This is a genomic window from Peribacillus muralis, from assembly GCF_001439925.1.
Classification (GTDB): domain Bacteria; phylum Bacillota; class Bacilli; order Bacillales; family DSM-1321; genus Peribacillus; species Peribacillus muralis.
On sequence record NZ_LMBV01000004.1, the window covers coordinates 1 to 20,073 of the forward strand.

At 41.1% G+C, this 20,073-nt stretch carries 15 protein-coding genes; 12 read left to right on the forward strand and 3 right to left on the reverse strand.

Going from position 1 to position 20,073, the window contains the following annotated elements; genetic code table 11:
- The first annotated feature begins 285 nt into the window (after positions 1–285).
- Both mngA and mngB read left to right on the forward strand, forming a co-directional pair.
- Positions 286–2,229 carry a PTS 2-O-a-mannosyl-D-glycerate transporter subunit IIABC gene (gene mngA / locus ASU00_RS06590; RefSeq protein ID WP_057912664.1) on the forward strand — a complete coding sequence of 648 codons (1,944 nt, stop codon included), beginning with the start codon at positions 286–288 and terminating at the stop codon, positions 2,227–2,229.
- Positions 2,230–2,295: 66 nt separating this feature from the next.
- Complete coding sequence (gene mngB, locus ASU00_RS06595) at positions 2,296–4,905, forward strand: mannosylglycerate hydrolase (protein ID WP_057912665.1); 2,610 nt, start codon at positions 2,296–2,298, stop codon at positions 4,903–4,905.
- 337 nt (positions 4,906–5,242) lie between these two features.
- On the opposite strand, the gene ASU00_RS06600 is transcribed toward mngB, so the two are convergent.
- Positions 5,243–5,983 (reverse strand): IclR family transcriptional regulator, encoded by a 741-nt coding sequence (locus tag ASU00_RS06600; protein WP_057912666.1) that lies wholly within the window; start codon positions 5,981–5,983, stop codon positions 5,243–5,245.
- Positions 5,984–6,140: 157 nt separating this feature from the next.
- Here ASU00_RS06600 and ASU00_RS06605 point away from each other — a divergent pair, with 157 nt between their 5' ends.
- The 6 genes from ASU00_RS06605 (at position 6,141) to ASU00_RS06630 (ending at position 13,925) form a co-directional block, all read left to right on the forward strand.
- A complete protein-coding gene (locus ASU00_RS06605; protein WP_057912667.1) occupies positions 6,141–7,034 on the forward strand; it encodes a dimethylarginine dimethylaminohydrolase family protein in 894 nt (297 codons plus the stop codon).
- A gap of 3 nt (positions 7,035–7,037) precedes the next feature.
- Positions 7,038–7,799 carry a dimethylarginine dimethylaminohydrolase family protein gene (locus ASU00_RS06610; protein WP_057912668.1) on the forward strand — a complete coding sequence of 254 codons (762 nt, stop codon included), beginning with the start codon at positions 7,038–7,040 and terminating at the stop codon, positions 7,797–7,799.
- 65 nt (positions 7,800–7,864) lie between these two features.
- Positions 7,865–9,496 carry a M20/M25/M40 family metallo-hydrolase gene (locus tag ASU00_RS06615; RefSeq protein ID WP_057912669.1) on the forward strand — a complete coding sequence of 544 codons (1,632 nt, stop codon included), beginning with the start codon at positions 7,865–7,867 and terminating at the stop codon, positions 9,494–9,496.
- Between the two features lie 94 nt (positions 9,497–9,590).
- A complete protein-coding gene (locus tag ASU00_RS06620; protein WP_082630184.1) occupies positions 9,591–11,045 on the forward strand; it encodes a YfcC family protein in 1,455 nt (484 codons plus the stop codon).
- A gap of 40 nt (positions 11,046–11,085) precedes the next feature.
- A complete protein-coding gene (locus ASU00_RS06625; RefSeq protein WP_057912670.1) occupies positions 11,086–12,267 on the forward strand; it encodes an amidohydrolase in 1,182 nt (393 codons plus the stop codon).
- A gap of 236 nt (positions 12,268–12,503) precedes the next feature.
- Positions 12,504–13,925 carry an amino acid permease gene (locus ASU00_RS06630; RefSeq protein ID WP_057912671.1) on the forward strand — a complete coding sequence of 474 codons (1,422 nt, stop codon included), beginning with the start codon at positions 12,504–12,506 and terminating at the stop codon, positions 13,923–13,925.
- Between the two features lie 97 nt (positions 13,926–14,022).
- On the opposite strand, the gene anmK is transcribed toward ASU00_RS06630, so the two are convergent.
- Together anmK and ASU00_RS06640 are read right to left on the reverse strand one after the other, a co-directional pair.
- Entirely contained in the window at positions 14,023–15,177 is a 1,155-nt protein-coding gene (anmK, locus tag ASU00_RS06635) for an anhydro-N-acetylmuramic acid kinase AnmK (RefSeq protein ID WP_057912672.1), read from the reverse strand.
- A gap of 42 nt (positions 15,178–15,219) precedes the next feature.
- Positions 15,220–16,818, reverse strand: coding sequence for a glycoside hydrolase family 10 protein (locus ASU00_RS06640; RefSeq protein ID WP_082630207.1), 1,599 nt, complete (start codon positions 16,816–16,818; stop codon positions 15,220–15,222).
- Between the two features lie 327 nt (positions 16,819–17,145).
- On the opposite strand from ASU00_RS06640, the gene murQ reads away from it, so the two are divergent.
- From murQ to ASU00_RS06660, 4 genes are all read left to right on the forward strand, one after another.
- A complete protein-coding gene (gene murQ / locus ASU00_RS06645; protein WP_057912673.1) occupies positions 17,146–18,030 on the forward strand; it encodes an N-acetylmuramic acid 6-phosphate etherase in 885 nt (294 codons plus the stop codon).
- A 35-nt stretch (positions 18,031–18,065) separates the two neighbouring features.
- On the forward strand, positions 18,066–18,374 hold the full coding sequence (locus ASU00_RS06650) for a PTS sugar transporter subunit IIB (protein ID WP_057912674.1): 309 nt from the start codon (positions 18,066–18,068) through the stop codon (positions 18,372–18,374).
- 48 nt (positions 18,375–18,422) lie between these two features.
- A complete protein-coding gene (locus ASU00_RS06655) occupies positions 18,423–19,712 on the forward strand; it encodes a PTS sugar transporter subunit IIC (protein WP_057912675.1) in 1,290 nt (429 codons plus the stop codon).
- Positions 19,713–19,784: 72 nt separating this feature from the next.
- On the forward strand, positions 19,785–20,069 hold the full coding sequence (locus tag ASU00_RS06660; RefSeq protein WP_057912676.1) for a hypothetical protein: 285 nt from the start codon (positions 19,785–19,787) through the stop codon (positions 20,067–20,069).
- Positions 20,070–20,073: the final 4 nt, after the last annotated feature.

Below are 20,073 nucleotides of genomic sequence, written 5' to 3' on the forward strand. Positions count from 1 at the left end.
GCCGTATACCGAACGGTACGTACGGTGGTGTGAGAGGTCGGAGGCTAGGCGCCTCCTCCTACTCGATTATGCTACTATGAGGTCATTCATTTATTATAAAGGCTCTATTCGGAAAGATTATGAAACTACTTAAGGTTGATTGGAACAGATCGAGGCGCGCCGCCCGCCTCGCGTAAAGCGAGCATTGGGGGATATCAACCACAAAGCATTACTTGGTTGAATAGCAGCAAAGTATGCGAAGACAGCACTTACAAAAGAGATATAAGGGAAAAGGGGGTACAGGAAATGTTATTAAAAAATCTTACATCACCAACCTTAATAAGTACTAAACAAGTCTTTGAATCTAAAGATGAAGCAATCAAGTTCTTAGTTCAAAAATTAGCTCAAGCAGGGAAACTGCATTCTGAAAATGAGTTTTACCAGGCGGTAATTGAGCGAGAAAAATTATCGCCTACTGGTTTTGAGGGCGGATTAGCTCTTCCTCATGGAAAGTCAAAAGCAGTTAAAGAAGCAGCTTTTGCCGTTGCAACACTCCAAAAACCGTTGAAAACTTGGGAAAGTATCGATCCTAATAACCAGGTAGAGTTAATTATCTTATTGGCGATTCCAGATGCGGAAGCAGGTTCAACGCACCTTTCCTTATTATCAGAGTTAGTGAAAAGATTGTCGAATGAAGAGTATAAAAATCTGATATTGAGATCTGATACAAATCTAGAGCTATTTGATAATTTGGATCGTCAAGATAAAGAAGAAAAAGTCCCAGAAGGTAAGAAAACGTTTAAAACCATTTTAGCTGTTACAGCATGTCCAGCCGGTATTGCGCACACTTATATGGCAGCAGAAGCACTTGTGAAAGCTGGGAAAGAATTAGGTGTGGATGTTTTTGTAGAAAAACAAGGTGCGAATGGAATTGAAGACCGACATACTAAAGGACTGCTAAATAAGGCGGATGCAGTTATTTTTTCCGTAGATGTTGCTGTAAAAAATGAGGAAAGATACAGGCATCTTCCAAAAGTGAAAACGCCAGTTGCAGCTCCTTTGAAAAATGCAAAAGGGATTATAGCTCAAGCTTTAGAGAAAGCTGAAAGCGTTACCAGCAAGGGGGGCTCTGGGGAAGAACATGTTTCTTATGAAGGAGAGGAAGAAGAAACTACATCCTTCAAGACAGAAATTAAAGATTCCATCTTAACGGGTATATCCTACATCATTCCAATAATTGTGGCTGGCGGTATGACATTAGCTGCAGCTGTTCTCTTATCACAAACTTTGGACCTTCAAGAACTGTACAATACAGAAGGATCATGGCTTTGGTTATTAAGGCAGTTAGGCGGAACTTTATTAGGTACATTATTGGTACCAATACTAGCAGCATACATGGCCTATTCAATTGCAGATAAACCGGCATTAGGACCAGGTTTTGCAGCAGGGGTAGCTGCCAATTTAATTGGAAGCGGTTTCCTGGGTGGGATGCTCGGGGGGATTTTAGCAGGGTACTTCCTGAAATTCTTAAAGCACGCAGTGAAACCGAAAGGAACATTTGCTGGATTTATTAGTTTTTGGCTGTATCCGGTAGTTGGAACATTAGTTGTTGGTTCGGTTATGTTGTTTGTGGTGGGCAAACCGTTAGCCCTTTTAAATGAAGGGCTGCTGGATTGGTTGCAAGGCATGTCTGGAACAAATGCGATTGTTTTAGGGGCGATTATAGGCGCCATGGTTTCATTTGATCTAGGAGGACCTATTAATAAAGCGGCTTACACATTTTGCATTGGTGCCATGGCAAGCGGGAATTTCATCCCTTATGCGACGTTTGCTTCAGTTAAGATGGTATCAGCCTTTTCCATTACTGGAGCAACTCTTATTGACAAAAAGAACTTCACCAAGCAGGAAAAAGAAATAGGCAAACAAACATGGTTATTAGGGTTAGCTGGTATTACGGAAGGAGCCATTCCGTTTATGATGAATGATCCGATTCGAGTGATTCCTTCCCTAGTGGCAGGCTCAGCTGTTACTGGAGCTATCGTTTCTTATTTCAATATCGGTTTAAATGTTCCTGGGGCTGGAATTTTCTCGCTAGCCTTATTACAAGGGAAGCCCATGTTAATTGCGGGCAGTATATGGCTTGGAGCTGCTGTACTTGGTGCGTTTGTTTCAATGGTTTTATTAATTTTAACTCGAAAAATAAAGAAGGAAAATGAAAAAAATAAAAAGTCATCAAGTGTTGCAGCGTAATCAAGAAAACAAAAAACGTCATTTGGAGTAGTGAAAATAAAAACTATAGAATAATTGGAGGACATCATGAAAAAAGTTCATATCGTTCCGCACATGCATTGGGACAGAGAATGGTATTTTTCAACAGAGGAATCTAGAATACTATTAGTCAATAACATGGAAGAAATTATGGAGATGTTAGAAACAAATCCGGACTACCCTCACTATGTGTTAGATGGTCAAACGTCCATTTTAGAAGATTATTTTGCGGTAAAGCCAGAAAATAAAGAAAGAGTCAAAAAACTGGTTCAAGAAGGTAAGTTGATTATTGGCCCATGGTATACACAAACAGACGAAATGGTGGTTGGTGGAGAATCGATTGTAAGAAATTTATTGTATGGAATAAAAGATTGTGAAGAATTCGGGAGCCACATGCAAATCGGATATCTTCCCGATTCTTTTGGACAATCTTCTCAAATGCCACAAATTTTAAATGGCTTTGATATAACTTATTCCATTTTTTGGAGAGGTACTACTGAACGTCACGGAACAGACAAGACGGAATTCTATTGGGAAACGGATGAAGGCTCTAAAGTGCTTGTTCAATTATTTCCTTTAGGTTATGCGATTGGAAAGTACTTACCGGAAGATGAACAGAAGCTTCAAGAACGCATGGATAAATACTTTAAAGTGTTAGATCACGGTGCTACGACTGAAAATATCGTTCTGCCCAATGGTCATGATCAAATGCCCATCCAAAAAAATATCTTCACTGTTATGGATAAGCTCAAAACGTTATACCCAGATCGTGAATTCTTCTTAAGTAAATATGAAAATATCTTTGCTGAAATAAAAAAAAATCAGCACCTTCCAACCCTTCATGGTGAATTTATAGACGGAAAATATGCCCGAGTTCACCGAAGTATTTTTTCGACCCGCATGGATATTAAAGCAGCAAATGTAAAAATTGAAAATAAGATTACAAACATACTAGAACCGCTTGCTTCTATTGCATACTGCTTAGGCTTTGAATATCATCATGGCTTAATTGAACTCATTTGGAAACATATTATGAAAAACCATGCCCATGACAGTATCGGGTGCTGCTGCTCAGATAAAGTCCATCAAGAAATATACAATCGATTTTTCCTAGCAGAAGAAATGGTAGATCAACTTATCAGCTTCTATAAGAGAAAAATTGTTGATTCAATGGATACAGACTTGAGTAACGATAGGCTTTCAGCTTTCAACCTTCTTCCATATGAACGAGAAGAAGTCGTGACAACAAACGTAATCACTAAATTAAAGTCCTTTAAGCTAATGGATGAAGTTTCTAATGAAGTGGAGTTTGACGTAATAGACAGTGAGATTATGGATCCTGGTTTAATAGACCGCCAAATCGTTCATTACGGAAACTATGACCCATTTTTTAAGTATACGATTCAATTGAAAGATCGTATCCCTGCATTAGGTTATAAAACCTATTTTATCGTAGAAAACGATGAGGAAATGAAAAATTCGGTTTCAAGCAAAAATCAAGTTGAAACAGATTTTTACGAAATTACTGTCAACTCAAACGGGACGTTAAATATTTACGATAAGCATGTAAACAAACTGTTCAGCGATATACTATTACTTGAAAATGGCGGGGATGATGGAGATGAATACGATTATTCTCCATTAAGAGATGAAACGTTAATCTATAGTGACAAAGTGAAAGCGGACATTGAAATTAAACAAAGTCAATACGAAGCTAAAATAGATATTCAATATACACTCGAAATCCCAGAGAATTTAGACAAGCGGAAAGAACAAATTGTAGATGGATCTGTAGATGTGCATATCATCCTTACGATTCCAAATCATAAGCCGATTATTGAAGTTAGAATCGAGCTGGATAATCATGCTAAAGATCATCGTTTAAGAGCATTAATTCCAACCGGCATAGCATCAGCATTCTCAGTTTCGGATAACCAATTTGGACATATTAAACGTGATGTATACGATAGTGCAATGGATATTTGGGAGCAAGAAGATTGGGATGAACGTCCTGATTCCATTTTTCCAATGTTAAGTTTTGTGGGCCTATCAACGGAAGCGTATGGCATGAGTGTATTAACAAATAGCACAAGAGAGTATGAAATTGTTGGGGAAGATTACGATACGATTGCCATTACATTGTTTAGAGGAGTGGGAGTACTTGGTAAAGAAGAGTTGCTGAGAAGACCAGGTCGTCCATCTGGTATTAAATTACTTACTCCTGATTCTCAAATGCTAGGAAAGCTTACGTTAGAATTTGCAATTGTTACGCATCAATTATCGACGATAACAGCAAATGTCGCACGTATGGCTAAAGAGTATGTAACACCGGTTTCCCTGTATAACAAAATTCCATATAATGCAATGAAGTTAAATAGAGCGGAGGTCAAGACGCCAGCTCGTTTCAGCTTCCTAAAGGAATTACAGCCAGGGTCAGTATTAAGCACGTTGAAAAAATCAGAAAAGGATGACCAGTTTGTTATGCGCTTCTACAACCCAACAGACAAAGACCAGAATGTGTCATTTGAAATATATCGTTCTATTCAACAAGCGTATGCAGCTAAACTTAATGAAAAACCTATAGAGGCATTAAATGTAGAAGAAAATAGCTTTCAAGTCAGTGTCAAAGGGAATCAAGTGAAAACGATTCTTTTCTAGGAATGCGAATTATTTGTATGGGAAGTCTTTTGAAAATGAAGCGATAGACAGAAAAAAACGCATCGAAAAATGATGCGTTCTTTTATTAGTTATTAAATTCAACGGAAGTTGGGTCATATGTAAACCTGATTTGCTAAAATGAAAATTACGATATCCAGGGGGAAGAAGTGGTGACTGGCGAGGTCCTCGCTTATGTTAAAGAAGATATATTCATGAACGAAAGCGATTAATATCAAGTGAAAGAAGATGTTAAGGCTCATCTTCTTTTTTTGTTTTTCCGTTAATTCTGTCCAGCATTCTGGTTAAAGACAGCGACGTAAGGAACGGTGCTGATTTATCATGGTTCTCTATATCCTAATTTGGAAGAAACCCGCCTACCCGTTTCCCTTACATTTTGAATGAGAAAGTCCAATCTGGTCTCTGTTAAATTGAAGCTAACAAAACCGATGCTCACTGCGCCATGGACTTCCCCAAAGTGGTTCAAAATCGGAGCGGCTACAGAAGATGTTCCCACCGTTCTTTCATTGTGGCTGATTCCATATCCCTTCCTTTTAGTTTCTTTCAATTTATCCCAAAAAGCGGCTCTTTCTTGTAGAGGAAGAAGAGACTCTATGATTTCTGTCGCTTGAAGAGAGGGCATGTAGGCTAGCATCGCCTTATTGGCAGCACCGATATGCATAGGGACTCGTGAGCCAAGGTGATCATAAACACGGATTTGGCTTTTTTCGCTATCAATGCGTTCAATGATCAGGGACTCCATTTCTATTGGTTGGCTAAGGTAAACGCTTTCCTCTACTTTATTCATCAGTCTTTCTAGTTCAGGCCTTATTTGACTGATATAATCCATTTTGTCATACATCCGCAAACCATTTTCCAACCAAATACTCCCTAACCCGTAGCGTTTAGATTGCTCGTCTTGTTGAATTAAGCCGTGCTTGGACATGGCTTTTAATAAACGATGCATGGAACTTACCGGAAGATCACATTCTTGAGAGAGATCCGTAATGGAGAGCCAATTTTCAGATGAATGGGAAACTAAGACGTTAATTACATTCATCGCACGGTCAATCGATTGCATAAACATTCCACCTATCTTTCAATACAAGTTTCGCGAAGTTAAAAAATTGAATATTCTAAACATATTGACATTGTAGCATGTTTAATTTTATAATAAAAGAAAAATTCCAGTTAGCGGAAAACTTTTCCGCATTGTGGAAAAAAGGAGGGGAGAGAAAATGTCCTATTGTTCGTCTATGTTCGATCCTTTGGAAAGTGTCATTGTAAAACATCCGAGAGATGCTTTTATTAGTCAGGAGCAATTACGCGAAGATTGGCGAACGTTCAATTTTTCAGAAGAGCCGGATTTTAAAGAAGCTATTCGGGAGTATGGTGACTTCATTTCCATTTTGAAAAAATATGTAGCTAACATCAATTATTTGCCCGCATCGAAGGAAGTGGGCATGGACTCCTTGTATGCGCATGACCCGGTCAAGTTCACAAGCGAAGGCGCAATTATTTTAAGGTCCGGGAAAGAGATAAGGCAGTCTGAGGCCAATGAATACAAGCATTTTTGCATCCAAAATGACATACCGATACTTGGTGAGTTAACAGGTGAGGCGGTTGCCGATGGCGGTGATCTCGTTTGGCTTGATGACAGGACTCTAGTCGTAGGACATGGATACAGGACTAACGCCGAGGCTATCCGGCAATTGAAAGAAATGACGGCACATCTAGTGGATGAATTCATCGTAGTCCCGCTTCCCCATGATCAAGGGGAGGCAGAATGTCTCCACCTTATGTCATTCATCAGCATGGTTGACCATGATTTGGCAGTCGTTCATTCACGCCTTATGCCAGTCTTCTTCAGAAAACTCCTTATCGAACGGGGCATCCAACTGATCGAAGTACCGGAAGACGAGTATATGAATTTAGGGTGTAATGTACTTGCATTAGCCCCACGGGTTTGTGTGATGACTGCCGGGAACACTTATACAAAGCAAAAGCTTCTCGATGCTAAAGCCACGGTACATGAATATAAAGGAATTGAAATCAGTTATAAAGGGACGGGCGGACCAACCTGTTTAACTTGCCCGGTCGTGCGAAAAAAATCGTCAATAATGGGGGAATGAGCTTTGTTTAAACATGTAATCGTAAAAACACCAGGAAGAAGTTATATAAACGGATTAACAACATCAGACCTTGGCACACCCAACTATGATAAAGCATTAGAGCAGCATGCCGCTTATGTGGAAGCGTTAAAAAAATGCGGGGTCGAAGTGACGCACCTGCCTGCAAATGAGGAATTCCCAGATTCGACATTCGTTGAGGATACGGCTGTCCTTGCCCCTGAATTTGCGGTCATCTCCAATCCAGGAGATGTTACTAGAAACAAGGAAATAATAGAAATGGAGCCCATACTGAAGGGGTTTTACCAAACTATTCACCATATTAACAGTCCAGGAACCTTGGATGGAGGCGATGTACTTCAAGTCGATGACCATTTTTATATTGGCATTTCCGACCGGACAAATGAGGATGGTGCACGCCAGTTAAAGAGAATCGTAGAATCCCAAGGCTATAAAGGGACAATCGTTCCATTAAAAGAGTTCTTCCATTTAAAAACAGGCATTGCGTACCTCGGAAATGAATTGATCGTTGCGGCAGGCGAGTTCCTTGATCATCCAGGCTTTGCTGCATTTAAGAAAATCACCGTTTCAGCTGAAGACGAATATTCGGCCAACTGCATTCTCGTCAATGATTATGTTATCGTACCGAGCGGATATGAACAGACGACTCGTCAACTGAATGAAGCTGGATATAAAACGATCGAGCTGGAAATGTCTGAGTTCCAAAAGCAGGATGGCGGTTTGAGCTGTTTATCGCTTCGTTTTTAAATAACGGTAAATGCTTCTTCAGCTATTAAGTTGTCATTCGTTATAAAAAGGAAAGGGGGATTTCAATGGATCAACTACGCTGGGGGACTCCGGAAACTCTTCGTGCTTTGTTATGCGAACTTGTGAGCTGGGAAAGCAGGACGCTTTCAGAGGGAGAATGTACATTCCCTTTTAAAGTCCAGGAGAAATTAGGGGAGCTTGATTTTTTCAAGAAGAATCCGGATAATCTATCACTTCATGGAGTTGATTTAGGGAGGCATTTCGTCAATGCCTTATATAAGCATCCTGAAGCAGAGGAAACGATCGTATTGATCAGCCATTTTGATACGGTACAGACGGAGGAATACGGCGATCTTGAAGTGCTAGCTTTTCAGCCAGAGCAGCTTACGAGCAAACTTCATGAACGAAAAGATGATCTGCCGGAAGAAGCGCGTATCGATCTTGAATCGGGTAAATACCTGTTTGGCCGGGGGACAATGGATATGAAGATGGGGCTAGCCCTTCACATGGCGCTCATCGAAAAAGCAAGCTTGGAAGGGTGGCCGATCAATCTTATGCTGGTGACCGTCCCTGACGAGGAAGTGAATTCTGCGGGCATGAGGGCAGCAGTCAAGGAGCTTGTCGCTTTACGTGATAAATATGGGCTTACGTACAAAATGTTTTTTAATAGTGAACCATCTTTTTCACAGAAACCTGGAGATGAGAGACATTATATTTATTCTGGAACAATGGGGAAAATCATGCCGGCGGCGCTTTTTTATGGAAAGGAAACACATGTGGGCGAGCCATTGAAGGGTATGACAGCGAACTATATGGCCTCGTTCCTTACACAGCTGATGGAGTGGAATCCATCTTTTTTGGAAAGTGATCTCTCAGAAGAAACACCTTTGCCTGTATCGCTTCAGCAAAAAGATCTGAAACTGCAATATTCAACCCAAACGCCTTACCGCGCAGCAGCACTTTATAATGTTTTCATCATGAAGAAAAGTGCTGCGGATATTATGGAAATATTCGAGCAGGTTGCAGAGGAAGCAGCGACAAAGTGCAATGAGTCCTATAAGGCTTTATGCCGGCGGGAACGAATTGAAGGGGTGGGAAAAGTACAGGTTTTGCGCTACGAAAAGCTGTTATCCTATGCCGTGGGGAAATTCGGGAAAGATCTTGTTGAGCAAATAAAAGGAGAGGCCCAGGCAAATGTGGATTGGGATGAGCGTGAAAAATCACTGCGGATCGTTGAAAAACTGATGATACAATGCCAGGAGCTTGCGCCTGCCATTGTCTTGCTGTTTGCGCCGCCCTATTATCCTGCCGTCAATACATCGGATGATCCGCAAATCATCGAGTCCGTTAAACTTTTAAAGGAAACGGCGCGCTTGTTTAATGAAGAAGTGCATCAGATACATTATTTCAATGGCCTTTGCGACCTAAGCTATGTTTCATATAAGGATGAGTCTGCTGGCTGGACGGCGTTTGAGAAAAACACGCCAGTTTGGGGTGATAGTTACAGCATTCCTTTTGCAGATATGCTGCAACTTCAAGCGCCGGTGCTCAATGTAGGGCCATTCGGAAAGGATGCACATCAGCGAACTGAGCGGCTTCACATCGATAGTGCCTTCATTCAGACCCCCTTCATGCTGGAAAGATTAATAAGAAGCATGGTTAAAGTGCCTGATGGAGAAGTGAAAGAGACGCCATAATCCCTATGCAGAAACAACAGAATGCAAGGATGATTTTACTCACGAAAAGGTAAAGGTGTAGCTCATAAAGGAGAAATTTATTGGAGGATCAAATATGAATAACCTACCTAACGAGCAATTCACATCCGAGCCGCTTAATCAGAAGAATAATGTAGCTAACCCACAAACCGAGTTACCGGAAAAAGGAATTAATCCGTTTGTGTTAATGTTCATCGTCATTGTAATTGTGACGATATTAACCTATATTTTGCCTGCAGGTCAATATGAAAGAATAGAAAAAGATGGCCGTACTGTCGTCGATCCAACATCCTTCGAATTTATTGACTCAACACCAGTGGGGCCATTGCAAATGTTCAGCAGCATTCATGCTGGAATGGTCGAAGGGTCATCGATTATCTTGTTTGTGTTTTTATTTGGTGGTGCACTTGGGATCATGCAGGCAACAGGTGCACTGGATTCATTCATTAAATTTGTAGCGGTCCGATTCGGGACAAAAGAAAAAGTGCTCATTCCGCTGATGGTATTAATCTTCGCATCATTAGGTACCTTGATTGGCTCAGCCGAAGATGCGCTCGTATATATCGCGATCATCATTCCGATGACGATTGCCTTAGGCTTTGACGCCCTTACAGGATTTGCGATCGTCATCCTTGGTACATTGGCAACGGGATTCATTTCCGGCATCACCAATCCATTTAATGTGGGAGTTGCCCAAAGCATTGCGGAACTGCCCATGTACTCGGGAATGGGATTGCGTATCGCGCTCCTTGCAGTGTTTTATATCATCACCGTTTTGTATATATATTTTCATGCGATGAAGGTGAAACGAAATCCTGAATTGGGGGAATACGGGAAATTCAGGCGTGATGATCATACAATCGTTGATGAAAACTTTAAGATGAGTAAACGGCATTTTGCGGCTTTACTCATTTTATTGTTGAATTTCATCTTTTTAATCTTTGGCGTCATTAAATTAGGTTGGTATATAAGCGAAATTGGCGGCTTGTTTTTATTAAGCGCGATCATCATGGGAATGATCGGGGGCTTATCATCTTCCAAGATGGCCAATGGGTTTATATCGGGAGCGGGTGATATGGTTTCAGGGGCTTTAATAATAGGAGTTGCGCAGACAATTTTGGTCATCATTACAAGTGGAGGTCTGCTGGATACGATTTTATATTTTGCTGCAGGATTGGTCGAGCATCTCCCGCCGGCCATTAACGCAATCGGAATGTTCATTGTACAGATGTTCCTTAACTTCATCGTTCCGTCTGGCAGCGGCCAGGCAGCATTGACGATGCCGATCATGGCGCCGTTGGCAGATATAATGGGAGTGACAAGACAAACTTCCGTTTTAGCTTTCCAATTGGGGGATGGGATATCGAATATGATATTCCCGACATCTGGGGTACTATTGGCCGGACTTGCCGTAGCAGGCATTTCATTTACGAAATGGGTTAAATGGGTGCTTCCTTACTTGTTGATTCAGGTTGTCGTGGCAATTATCTTTTTGATTATCGCTCAAAGCATTCAATATGGCCCATTTTAGATGTTTAAATATCAGAAAAAATAATCGAGGGAGGACTTTTATGTTGAAACAGATACAGGATACGATTGTAGATGAGGTGATTTCGTGGCGGCGCCATTTTCACGCAAATCCCGAACTTTCGTACGAGGAGCACGAGACTTCGGATTACATCTACAAGATATTGAGTGCTCTTCCAGGCTTAGAGGTGACGAGACCGACTGAAACAAGCGTGATTGCGGTACTCAAAGGAGAGAAGAATGCTGTGGAAAAACCATATACCATCGCATTTCGTGCAGATATTGATGCACTTCCAATTGAAGAGGAATCAGAAGTGCAATGCAAATCAAAAAATCCTGGCGTAATGCATGCATGCGGACATGATGCGCATACAGCGATGTTGTTGGGTGCGGCTAAAATCCTGTCTGAAAAAAAAGCAGACATCAGTGGGGAAATTCGGTTCATTTTCCAGCATGCCGAAGAGGTTTTGCCAGGGGGAGCTCAAGAGTTAGTGAAAAAAGGAGTCATGAAGGATGTCGATTTTACATTTGCCCTTCATGTTACTCCTTACGAACGAACAGGGACCATATGTTTAAGGGACGGAGTGTTCTGTGCTGCGGCAGATGACTTTGAAATCAAGATCATCGGTCAGGGCGGGCATGCTTCGACTCCTGAATTGACGATTGACCCGCTAATGATTGGTGCAGAAATGACAACCAATATTCAAAGCATCGTTTCCAGAAAGATTTCCGCCCTTAGAGCACCCGTCATTTCGATCACTCAGTTTCACGCTGGAAGTGCGCTCAATGTCATTCCGGAATATGCCGAAATCGGTGGAACGATTCGTTCCTTACACTCTGGTAGCCGCGTGAAAGCAAGAGAGTACTTAGAGCAAATCGTTAAAGGGGTTACGGAGGCGCATGGAGCAAAGTATGAATTAACTTGGCATTTAGGATATCCAGCCGTCGTGAATGATGCGGCTGCCGTTACTATTTCGAGAGCGGTCATGGAGGAAATATTCGAAGAAAAACAGATCATAGTGGTCGATGATCCTATGTTTGGGACAGAGGATTTTTCCGCGTTTTCCGAAATCGTACCAGCTTCCATGCAGTTCTTGGGGGTTCATAGTGAGGAGCTTGGAAAAGCTTACCCTTTACATCATCCTAAATTTAAAATCGACGAAAGGGCATTAGAATATGGAGTGAGGTATTTTGTCGGGATAGCCGATAAATTGTGTGGTCATTAACGACCCATTGAAAGATGCGGTGGCATGCTCCCTAACTCACACTCCAGTTTGTATACAGGTTGAAAACCAGGTATATCATTAATCCCTGGCGAGTTATAACAGTGCCTATTGTTCATCATGAGAGTAACACGGCTGAATGAATTAAAGCTGACCGAGATTCCCAAGTGTCTCTGTTTTTAGATTCTAAGATAGACAGAGAGAAGAGCGTTAATAGATAAGATAAGGACGTGGAAAATATGGGGATTGGGCTGGGTAACGATAATCAACTGCAGCGCACGATGAAAAGGCGCCATTTATTTATGCTTTCGCTTGGTGGCGTAATAGGTACGGGCCTTTTTCTGAATGCAGGCTATACGATCAATCAAGCAGGTGCAGGCGGGGCATTGATTGGCTACTTAGTGGGCGGCGTTATTTTATATATGGTCATGGTCTGTCTAGGAGAACTGGCCGTTCATATGCCGGTTACTGGTTCCTTTCAAAAATACGCGGCTAAATACATCGGACCATCCGCAGGTTTTTCGCTTGGCTGGATGTATTTCGTCGGCTCGGCTGCCACGGCTGGAGTTGAGTTTACAGCAGCGGGAATCTTGATGAAGCACTGGTTCCCCCACATTCCCACCTGGATTTGGTGTGGGGTGTTCATTGTCCTTTTATTTTCATTGAACGCTTTAACGACGAGAGGTTTTGCAGAGGCTGAATATTGGTTCTCCGGAATAAAAATCGTTGCCGTAATCTTGTTCATCTTGATTGGAATCGCTGGCATCTTTGGTTTTGTCTCATTATCCGATCGACCAACCCCATTCTTTGAGAATCTTGCTCCTTCCGGACTTTTTCCAGCAGGGGGGATAACGATCATCTTTGTCACGATGATGAACGTCATTTTCTCGTATCAAGGCTCGGAATTAATTGGAATAGCAGCAGGGGAGAGTGAAAAACCGGAAGAGAACATTCCTAAAGCGATTCGCAACGTCCTTTTTAGAATCATCGTCTTTTACATTGCCTCCATCATCATTCTTTCTGCCATATTCCCTTCTTCAGAATTGGGTTTAATGGAAAGTCCCTTTGTTACCTTAATGAAGATAGCGGGGGTTCCTTATGCAGCAGGCATCATGAATTTCATCATTTTGACAGCGATACTTTCTGTCGGGAATTCATGTCTTTATGCCTCAACACGCCTGCTTTGGGCGATGGCTCATGATGGAATGGCACCAAAGGTGTTTGGTAGGTTATCAAAAAGGAAAGTGCCCTTGAATGCCCTGTTATTCACGATAATGTTTTCACTGTTGTCGTTATGTACTAGCTTTATGGCTGCGGATACCGTGTTCGTTTTACTCATGTCGATTGCCGGCATTTCCGTCACGATCTCGTGGATGGGTATTGCCTTATCTCAATATATGTTCAGGAGGAAATTTATAAAAGCGGGTGGGAAAACGGAGGATTTACAATACAAAGTGCCTTTTTATCCATTTGTCCCATTGTTTTGCTTAGGCTTTTGTTTAATGGTATTAGTATTCCTTGCGTTTGATCCGACTCAACGGGTAGGCTTGTTTTATGGAATTGGGTTTTTGGTAGCATGCATATTATTTTATAAAGTAAAGTTGGCGAAAAGAAATCCAGCAGCTATGACAATGGAAAACAGTGATGAAAAAATGATGTAGAGTGATCAACCACAACCTGATATTTTACAAAATATTCAAGACCCGTTCGCAATCGTGCATTTTTGCGAACGGGTCATTTTTTCTTGTAATCTTATGTTTACGACTTCATCAATGGAGGGAAGGTCATGTTTCCAAGGATGACATCGTAATCAGCACCGGTAGCCTTGGGGACGTTACTTGGATTACCATGGAAAGTTTCGTTTGCAAGTAAGGCAAATGCTACCGCTTCTTTTGCTTCGGAAGAGTATCCCAAATCTTCCTGAGTGAGGACGGTAATGGAATGTCCAAGCAAGGACTGAATCATTTCCATCAATGTTTTATTGTAGCTGCCGCCGCCGCCGATAATCACTTCTTTTATATCGGTTTTTGGCAGGATGAATGCTTGGTAGTTCTCGACAATGGACTTGGCGGTAAACATCGTGACCGTCGCCAAGATATCTTGGCTTGGAAGCGTGGCAAACTTCTTCAAAAGGTTTTCAACATATTGACTGCCAAACAATTCCCTGCCTGTTGATTTTGGTGGGTGACTCATTATATATGGGTGGCTGAGACAATGGCTTAATAGCTCTTCGTTAATTTGTCCTTGTTTCGCTATTTTCCCGCCTTCATCATATTTCATCTGAAACAACTGGCGGCATACTTCATCAATGATCATATTCCCTGGCCCAGTGTCGAAGGCATACATGTCTTCAAGGGTGGCTTGCTTGGGCAAAACCGTCACATTTCCAATTCCCCCGATATTTTGAAGCAATCTTCCCTTCGTTTCACTTCTGTAAAGAACATATTCGGTATAAGGTACGAGCGGGGCACCTTGACCGCCTGCAGCCATATCCATCGTGCGAAAATTCGATATGACGGGTGTGTTCGTTTCGTAAGCAATTACTGCTGATTCGCCAATTTGAAGAGTTGAAGGAACCATGTTCTGTTCCTGCAAAGGCTGATGGTAAATCGTTTGTCCATGGGATCCTATCAGATCCAATTGCTCTAGAGGCAGTCCGGCTTTGGCGCAAACTTCTTTTGTTGCCTCTGCAAATAATTTTCCAAGCTTGAAATTCAAACTGCAAATCAATTGCACATTGGATGTATCTACGGATAAAGACTGAATGATTTCCTTTTCTACATCTTCGGGAAAAGGGTAGGTGATGAATTCAATCGGTTCCATTTCCGTTTTCAGGCCGCTACCATTCACACGAACGAGAGCTGCATCGATACCATCCAATGAGGTTCCCGACATTAATCCTACTATGTACATTGATATGTCCTCCACTTTTGATATTTTAATACAATGGGAATGTTATCTTACTTTTATTTTAATCTGGTTGGTTTGCTTACTTTCATTGTGAGTACGGTCCAAGGCAGTCACAACATACGTGTACGTTTTTCCTTTTTCGACGGTACTATCGTTAAATAGTTGATTCTTGTTTTCTTTATGAACGGTAGCCAGTAATTTCGTTGAATCTTCAATATTGCCTTTGTTCTTCCCGTCAAAACGATAAATGGCATAATACGATGCATCCGATTGCTTGTGGTCGCGGATTTCGAACTGTATTTCGGCGCCTGTTTGTTTAACTTTGCCAACCTTAGGAGCCTTTGGAGCATGATCATCTATCCATGGCATGGCTGGAACTAATGCGGGATGTTTATAAATATCCTCCCTTAAGCGATCTGCGATCCCAAGCGGATTTTTACGTAAATCTTTGGCACTGAAATGCATGCTTCCATCAAATTCTTTATAGGTTCTATTTAATTTTAACTGATTTGGAATTTCCTCTGGATTAAACCAGTTTTGGACACCGTTTGACTCTGTATTGATTTTATAGTCTCCTTGTCCGATATAGAGCTGAACGTTTTTACCTTCGACTTCTTTCGTCCACCAATCAAGAATCTTCGCATAGTCGGCTACCGGCAAACCTATATTCCAGTATATTTGAGGTGCAATATAATCAATGTACCCATTATTGATCCATGTCCTTGTATCCGCATATAAATCATCGTAATTGGTTTGTCCGGCAGCAGTGTCTGAGCCTGTCGGATCGACTGCTTTGTTACGCCAAACGCCAAATGGACTAATACCAAACTTCACATATGACTTTTCCGCTTTGATTTGTTCATTAATATGCTTAACGAGGTCGTTTACATTATCCCTGCGCCAATCTTCTATATTCGAAAATTCACTTGCACCATATCTATGATAGGAATCCTCGTCTGGGAAAGGGACTCCAGCAATCTTATAAGGGTAGAAATAATCGTCCATGTGAACGGCGTCGATATCATAATTCTCGACAACTTCCATAATCCCGTCAATGACAAACTTCTGTACTTCAGGAATGCCCGGATTAAAGTACAATTGCTGTCCGTATGGTATGACCCAATCAGAGTGCTTTCTGGCTGGATGTGATTGTGGTAGTTTATCAAGGTCCGAGAGTTCAGCCGTTTTCCCTAATGGCATCGTGATTCGATACGGATTGAACCAAGCGTGAAATTCCATATTCCGTTTGTGAGCTTCTTCAATCATGAAGGCAAGGGGGTTATATCCTGGATCTTTTCCTTGAACCCCTGTTAAATATTGTGACCAAAGACCGTATTCAGAAGGATAAAAAGCATCAGCCGTCGGTTTGATCTGCATGACGACCGCATTCATCCCCATCGCTTTTTGCTCATCCAAATACTTAATGAATTCTTCTTTCTGGGTCGTAATGGACAATCCAGGTTTCGACGGCCAGTCAATGTTCAACACACTTGCAATCCAAGTGGCCCGCAGTTCCTGCTTTACATAAGCCGTTTGTTGAGGGATCGGCTGAGACTCTGCCCTTGCAACCAAGTTAGATGGAAGGAGAAGAGATCCTCCCACCAAAGCAGTCAGTGCCAATGAACCTAATTTTCTCTTTGTCATTCTACCATTCTTCAAAATATAACCTCATTTCACTATCAAAATTTATATACGATTATTTGTAAGCGTTAACAAATAATGAATATACGTGTGTCGTCTAAATCAATAGAATGAGAATGTCTAACAAAAACTACGAAATGGAAAGTTTTTTAGCATAATACGAATTTTTAGTGAAAATCTAGCAAAAAAATCATGTTCATTACATTTATTTTAAAATTAATTTTTAAAAATGTATACACATTATTGAAATGAATTTTTAGTAATGTTATATTCTCTATAGATAAAAGATGTTTCAATAAAACACACACAGAAATAAAAAGGAGGATATGAATGCTAGGACATTTAACCACAGAACGCCGTAATGAAAAGACCATGAGTTTAGATGAAATGGAAACGCTTGAATTTTTAGAGGTGATGAACGAAGAAGACATAAAAGTTGCACAATGTGTAAAAGAAGAACTTCCTCAAATTTCAAAAGCAGTGGATATGATCGTTGCAGCAATGAAGAATAACGGCAGATTAATTTACATGGGTGCCGGAACGAGTGGACGAATCGGGTTATTGGATGCAGTGGAGTGTCCGCCAACATTCAATACAGATCCTAGTGAAGTAGTGGGTCTTATAGCAGGAGGAGAAAAGGCTTTCATTAAAGCGGTTGAGGGTGCTGAAGACAGCTTTGAATTAGGTCCTGAAGATTTGAAGAAAATTGAATTAACAAGCAAAGACGTTGTTGTCGGCATTGCGGCAAGCGGGCGTACTCCTTATGTAATTGCCGGCCTGGAATATGCCAATCAAGTTGGCGCAGGCACGGTATCGATCAGCTGTAACAAAGGATCAGAAATCGGGAAAATCGCCGAAGTTGCGATTGAAGTTGTTAATGGTCCTGAAGTACTGACTGGTTCTACACGTTTAAAGGCTGGAACATCTCAAAAGTTAGTATGCAACATGCTTTCCACAGCTTCAATGGTTGGTGTTGGAAAAGTTTATGGGAATTTAATGGTGGATTTACAATTGACAAATGAAAAACTGGTCGAACGTGCGAAACGAATTATTATGGACGCTACTGACTGCAGTTATGAAGTGGCAGATGAATTCTTGAAAAAGGCACATTCACAGCCTAAAGTTGCGATTGTCATGATTTTGACGAATGTTTCATATGAAGAAGCATCAAATCGTTTAGAAAAAGCACAAGGATTCATAAGGAAAACGATTTAAAGCTTACTATAAATAAAAAATTGGAGGAGTTAATGATGAAAGTATTATTCGTATGTTCAGGCGGAATGTCAAGTGCAATCGTTGTAAGCGCTTTAAAGAAAGAGGGAGCAAAACAAGGTATCGATATTGAAGTGTTAGCAGTCGGCTCTCAAGAATTTGATGCAGAGGTTCGTAACGGCTGGGATGTTGCGATGGTAGCACCTCAAGTGAAGCATCGTTTTGATGGATTCAAGGAATCTGCCGATGATGCAGGAGTCCCATGTGAAGCCATTCCTGCTCAAGCATACAGTCCTCTTGGCGGCCCTAAGCTATTAAAGCTAGTAACGGAACTAGCAAAACTATAAACGAAAAACCATTTCTTATTTATCAAACGTAAAAGGGGAAAACAACGTATGGACAAGTTTGTAGCTTTTTTAGAAAATAATCTTTCAACACCGATGGCTAAATTGTCTGAGCAAAAACATTTACGCGCGATTCGGGATGGAGTCGTCTCTGCGTTGCCATTCATCATCTTTGGAAGTTTATTCTTGATCATTGCATTCCCGCCTGTTGCAGCAGATTCGGCAGTAGGTGAATGGGCAGCAAAGCACATAGCGGAAATATTGATACCCTATCGGTTAACGATGTTTATCATGACGCTTTATATTACATTCGGTATAGGCTACAGCTTATCTCAAAGCTATAAACTTGATCCGCTATCAGGAGGTTTACTATCCTTAGCAGCCTTCTTGTTCACTATAGGTGTGAAGATGATGGATGGCGTTGGGTTTGTTTTGCCAATGACAAATCTCGGCGGCCATGGTCTTTTTGTAGGCATGCTCGTATCGATTTTTGCAGTTGAAATCTTGAGACTATGTAAAACCAAAAACATCACCATTAAAATGCCTGATTCCGTTCCAACATCAGTAGCCAGGTCATTTGAAGCATTGATACCGGTTACCATTGTACTGCTTGTTATGACAGTGATTACAGTCGTTTTTGGAGTTGATATGCATTCACTTGTTGATAAAGCGGTTGCACCATTAATCAGTGCAGGCGATACATTGCCAGGCGTATTGGTTCCGGTGTTTTTGATTACATTCTTCTGGTCATTTGGTATTCATGGTGTATCCGTAGTAGGAGCCGTTGCACGTCCAGTTTGGGAAGTATACTTAGCAAATAACTCTGCAGCAGTTGCAGCTGGAAAGGCAATTCCTCACATTGCTCCTGAAACATTCTTCCAGTGGTTCATCTGGATTGGTGGATCTGGTGCAACATTGGGTCTTGTCATTGCCATGCTCTTAACGGCTAAATCTTCTTACAGTAAAGCGATGGGGAAAGCAACGATAGTCCCAAGCATTTTTAACATCAATGAACCGGTTATTTTTGGGATGCCTATCGTACTGAACCCAGTATTGATCATTCCATTTATCATAACACCATTAATTGGTGCAACACTTGCGTATGTCGCAACGTCCATGGGGCTAGTAAACCCAACATATGTAATGGTTCCTTGGACATTGCCTGCTCCAATAGGTGCCTATCTATCAACAGGCGGTGATTGGAGAGCCATCGTTTTAGTTATGGTCAATTTAACAATCTCGGTTATTATTTATCTGCCATTCTTTAAAATGTACGATAAAAAGCTTTTGGCACAGGAAACCTCGGTAGAAACAACGGATAATAAAAAAATCGCTTTATAAGACCATCTAAAGGGGAGTTTGGATCAATTGCTCCAGACTCCTTTTTTTATAATAAAGAAAGGGAGGATAAACATGAATTCAACATCCAGAATTCACTTTTTCAGTTACAAAAGTGCCTTTCTATTTTTTAGTTTTATTCTTGTTTTTAATTTTATCTTTAACACAGTAATGAATGCGTTTGAGATTGATAGACAATTATCGCTGTATTTAGGAAATACGCTTGCAATAAGTGCCGGATTGACGATGGTTATCTGTTTGGTTGAAGGTAAGTTTAAAAACAAGAAACAAGCATCACTATTATTCTTGTCTTTATTGGCAGTAAGCGCACTGGTTTGTTATGCAATTATCTATGCGTAAATGA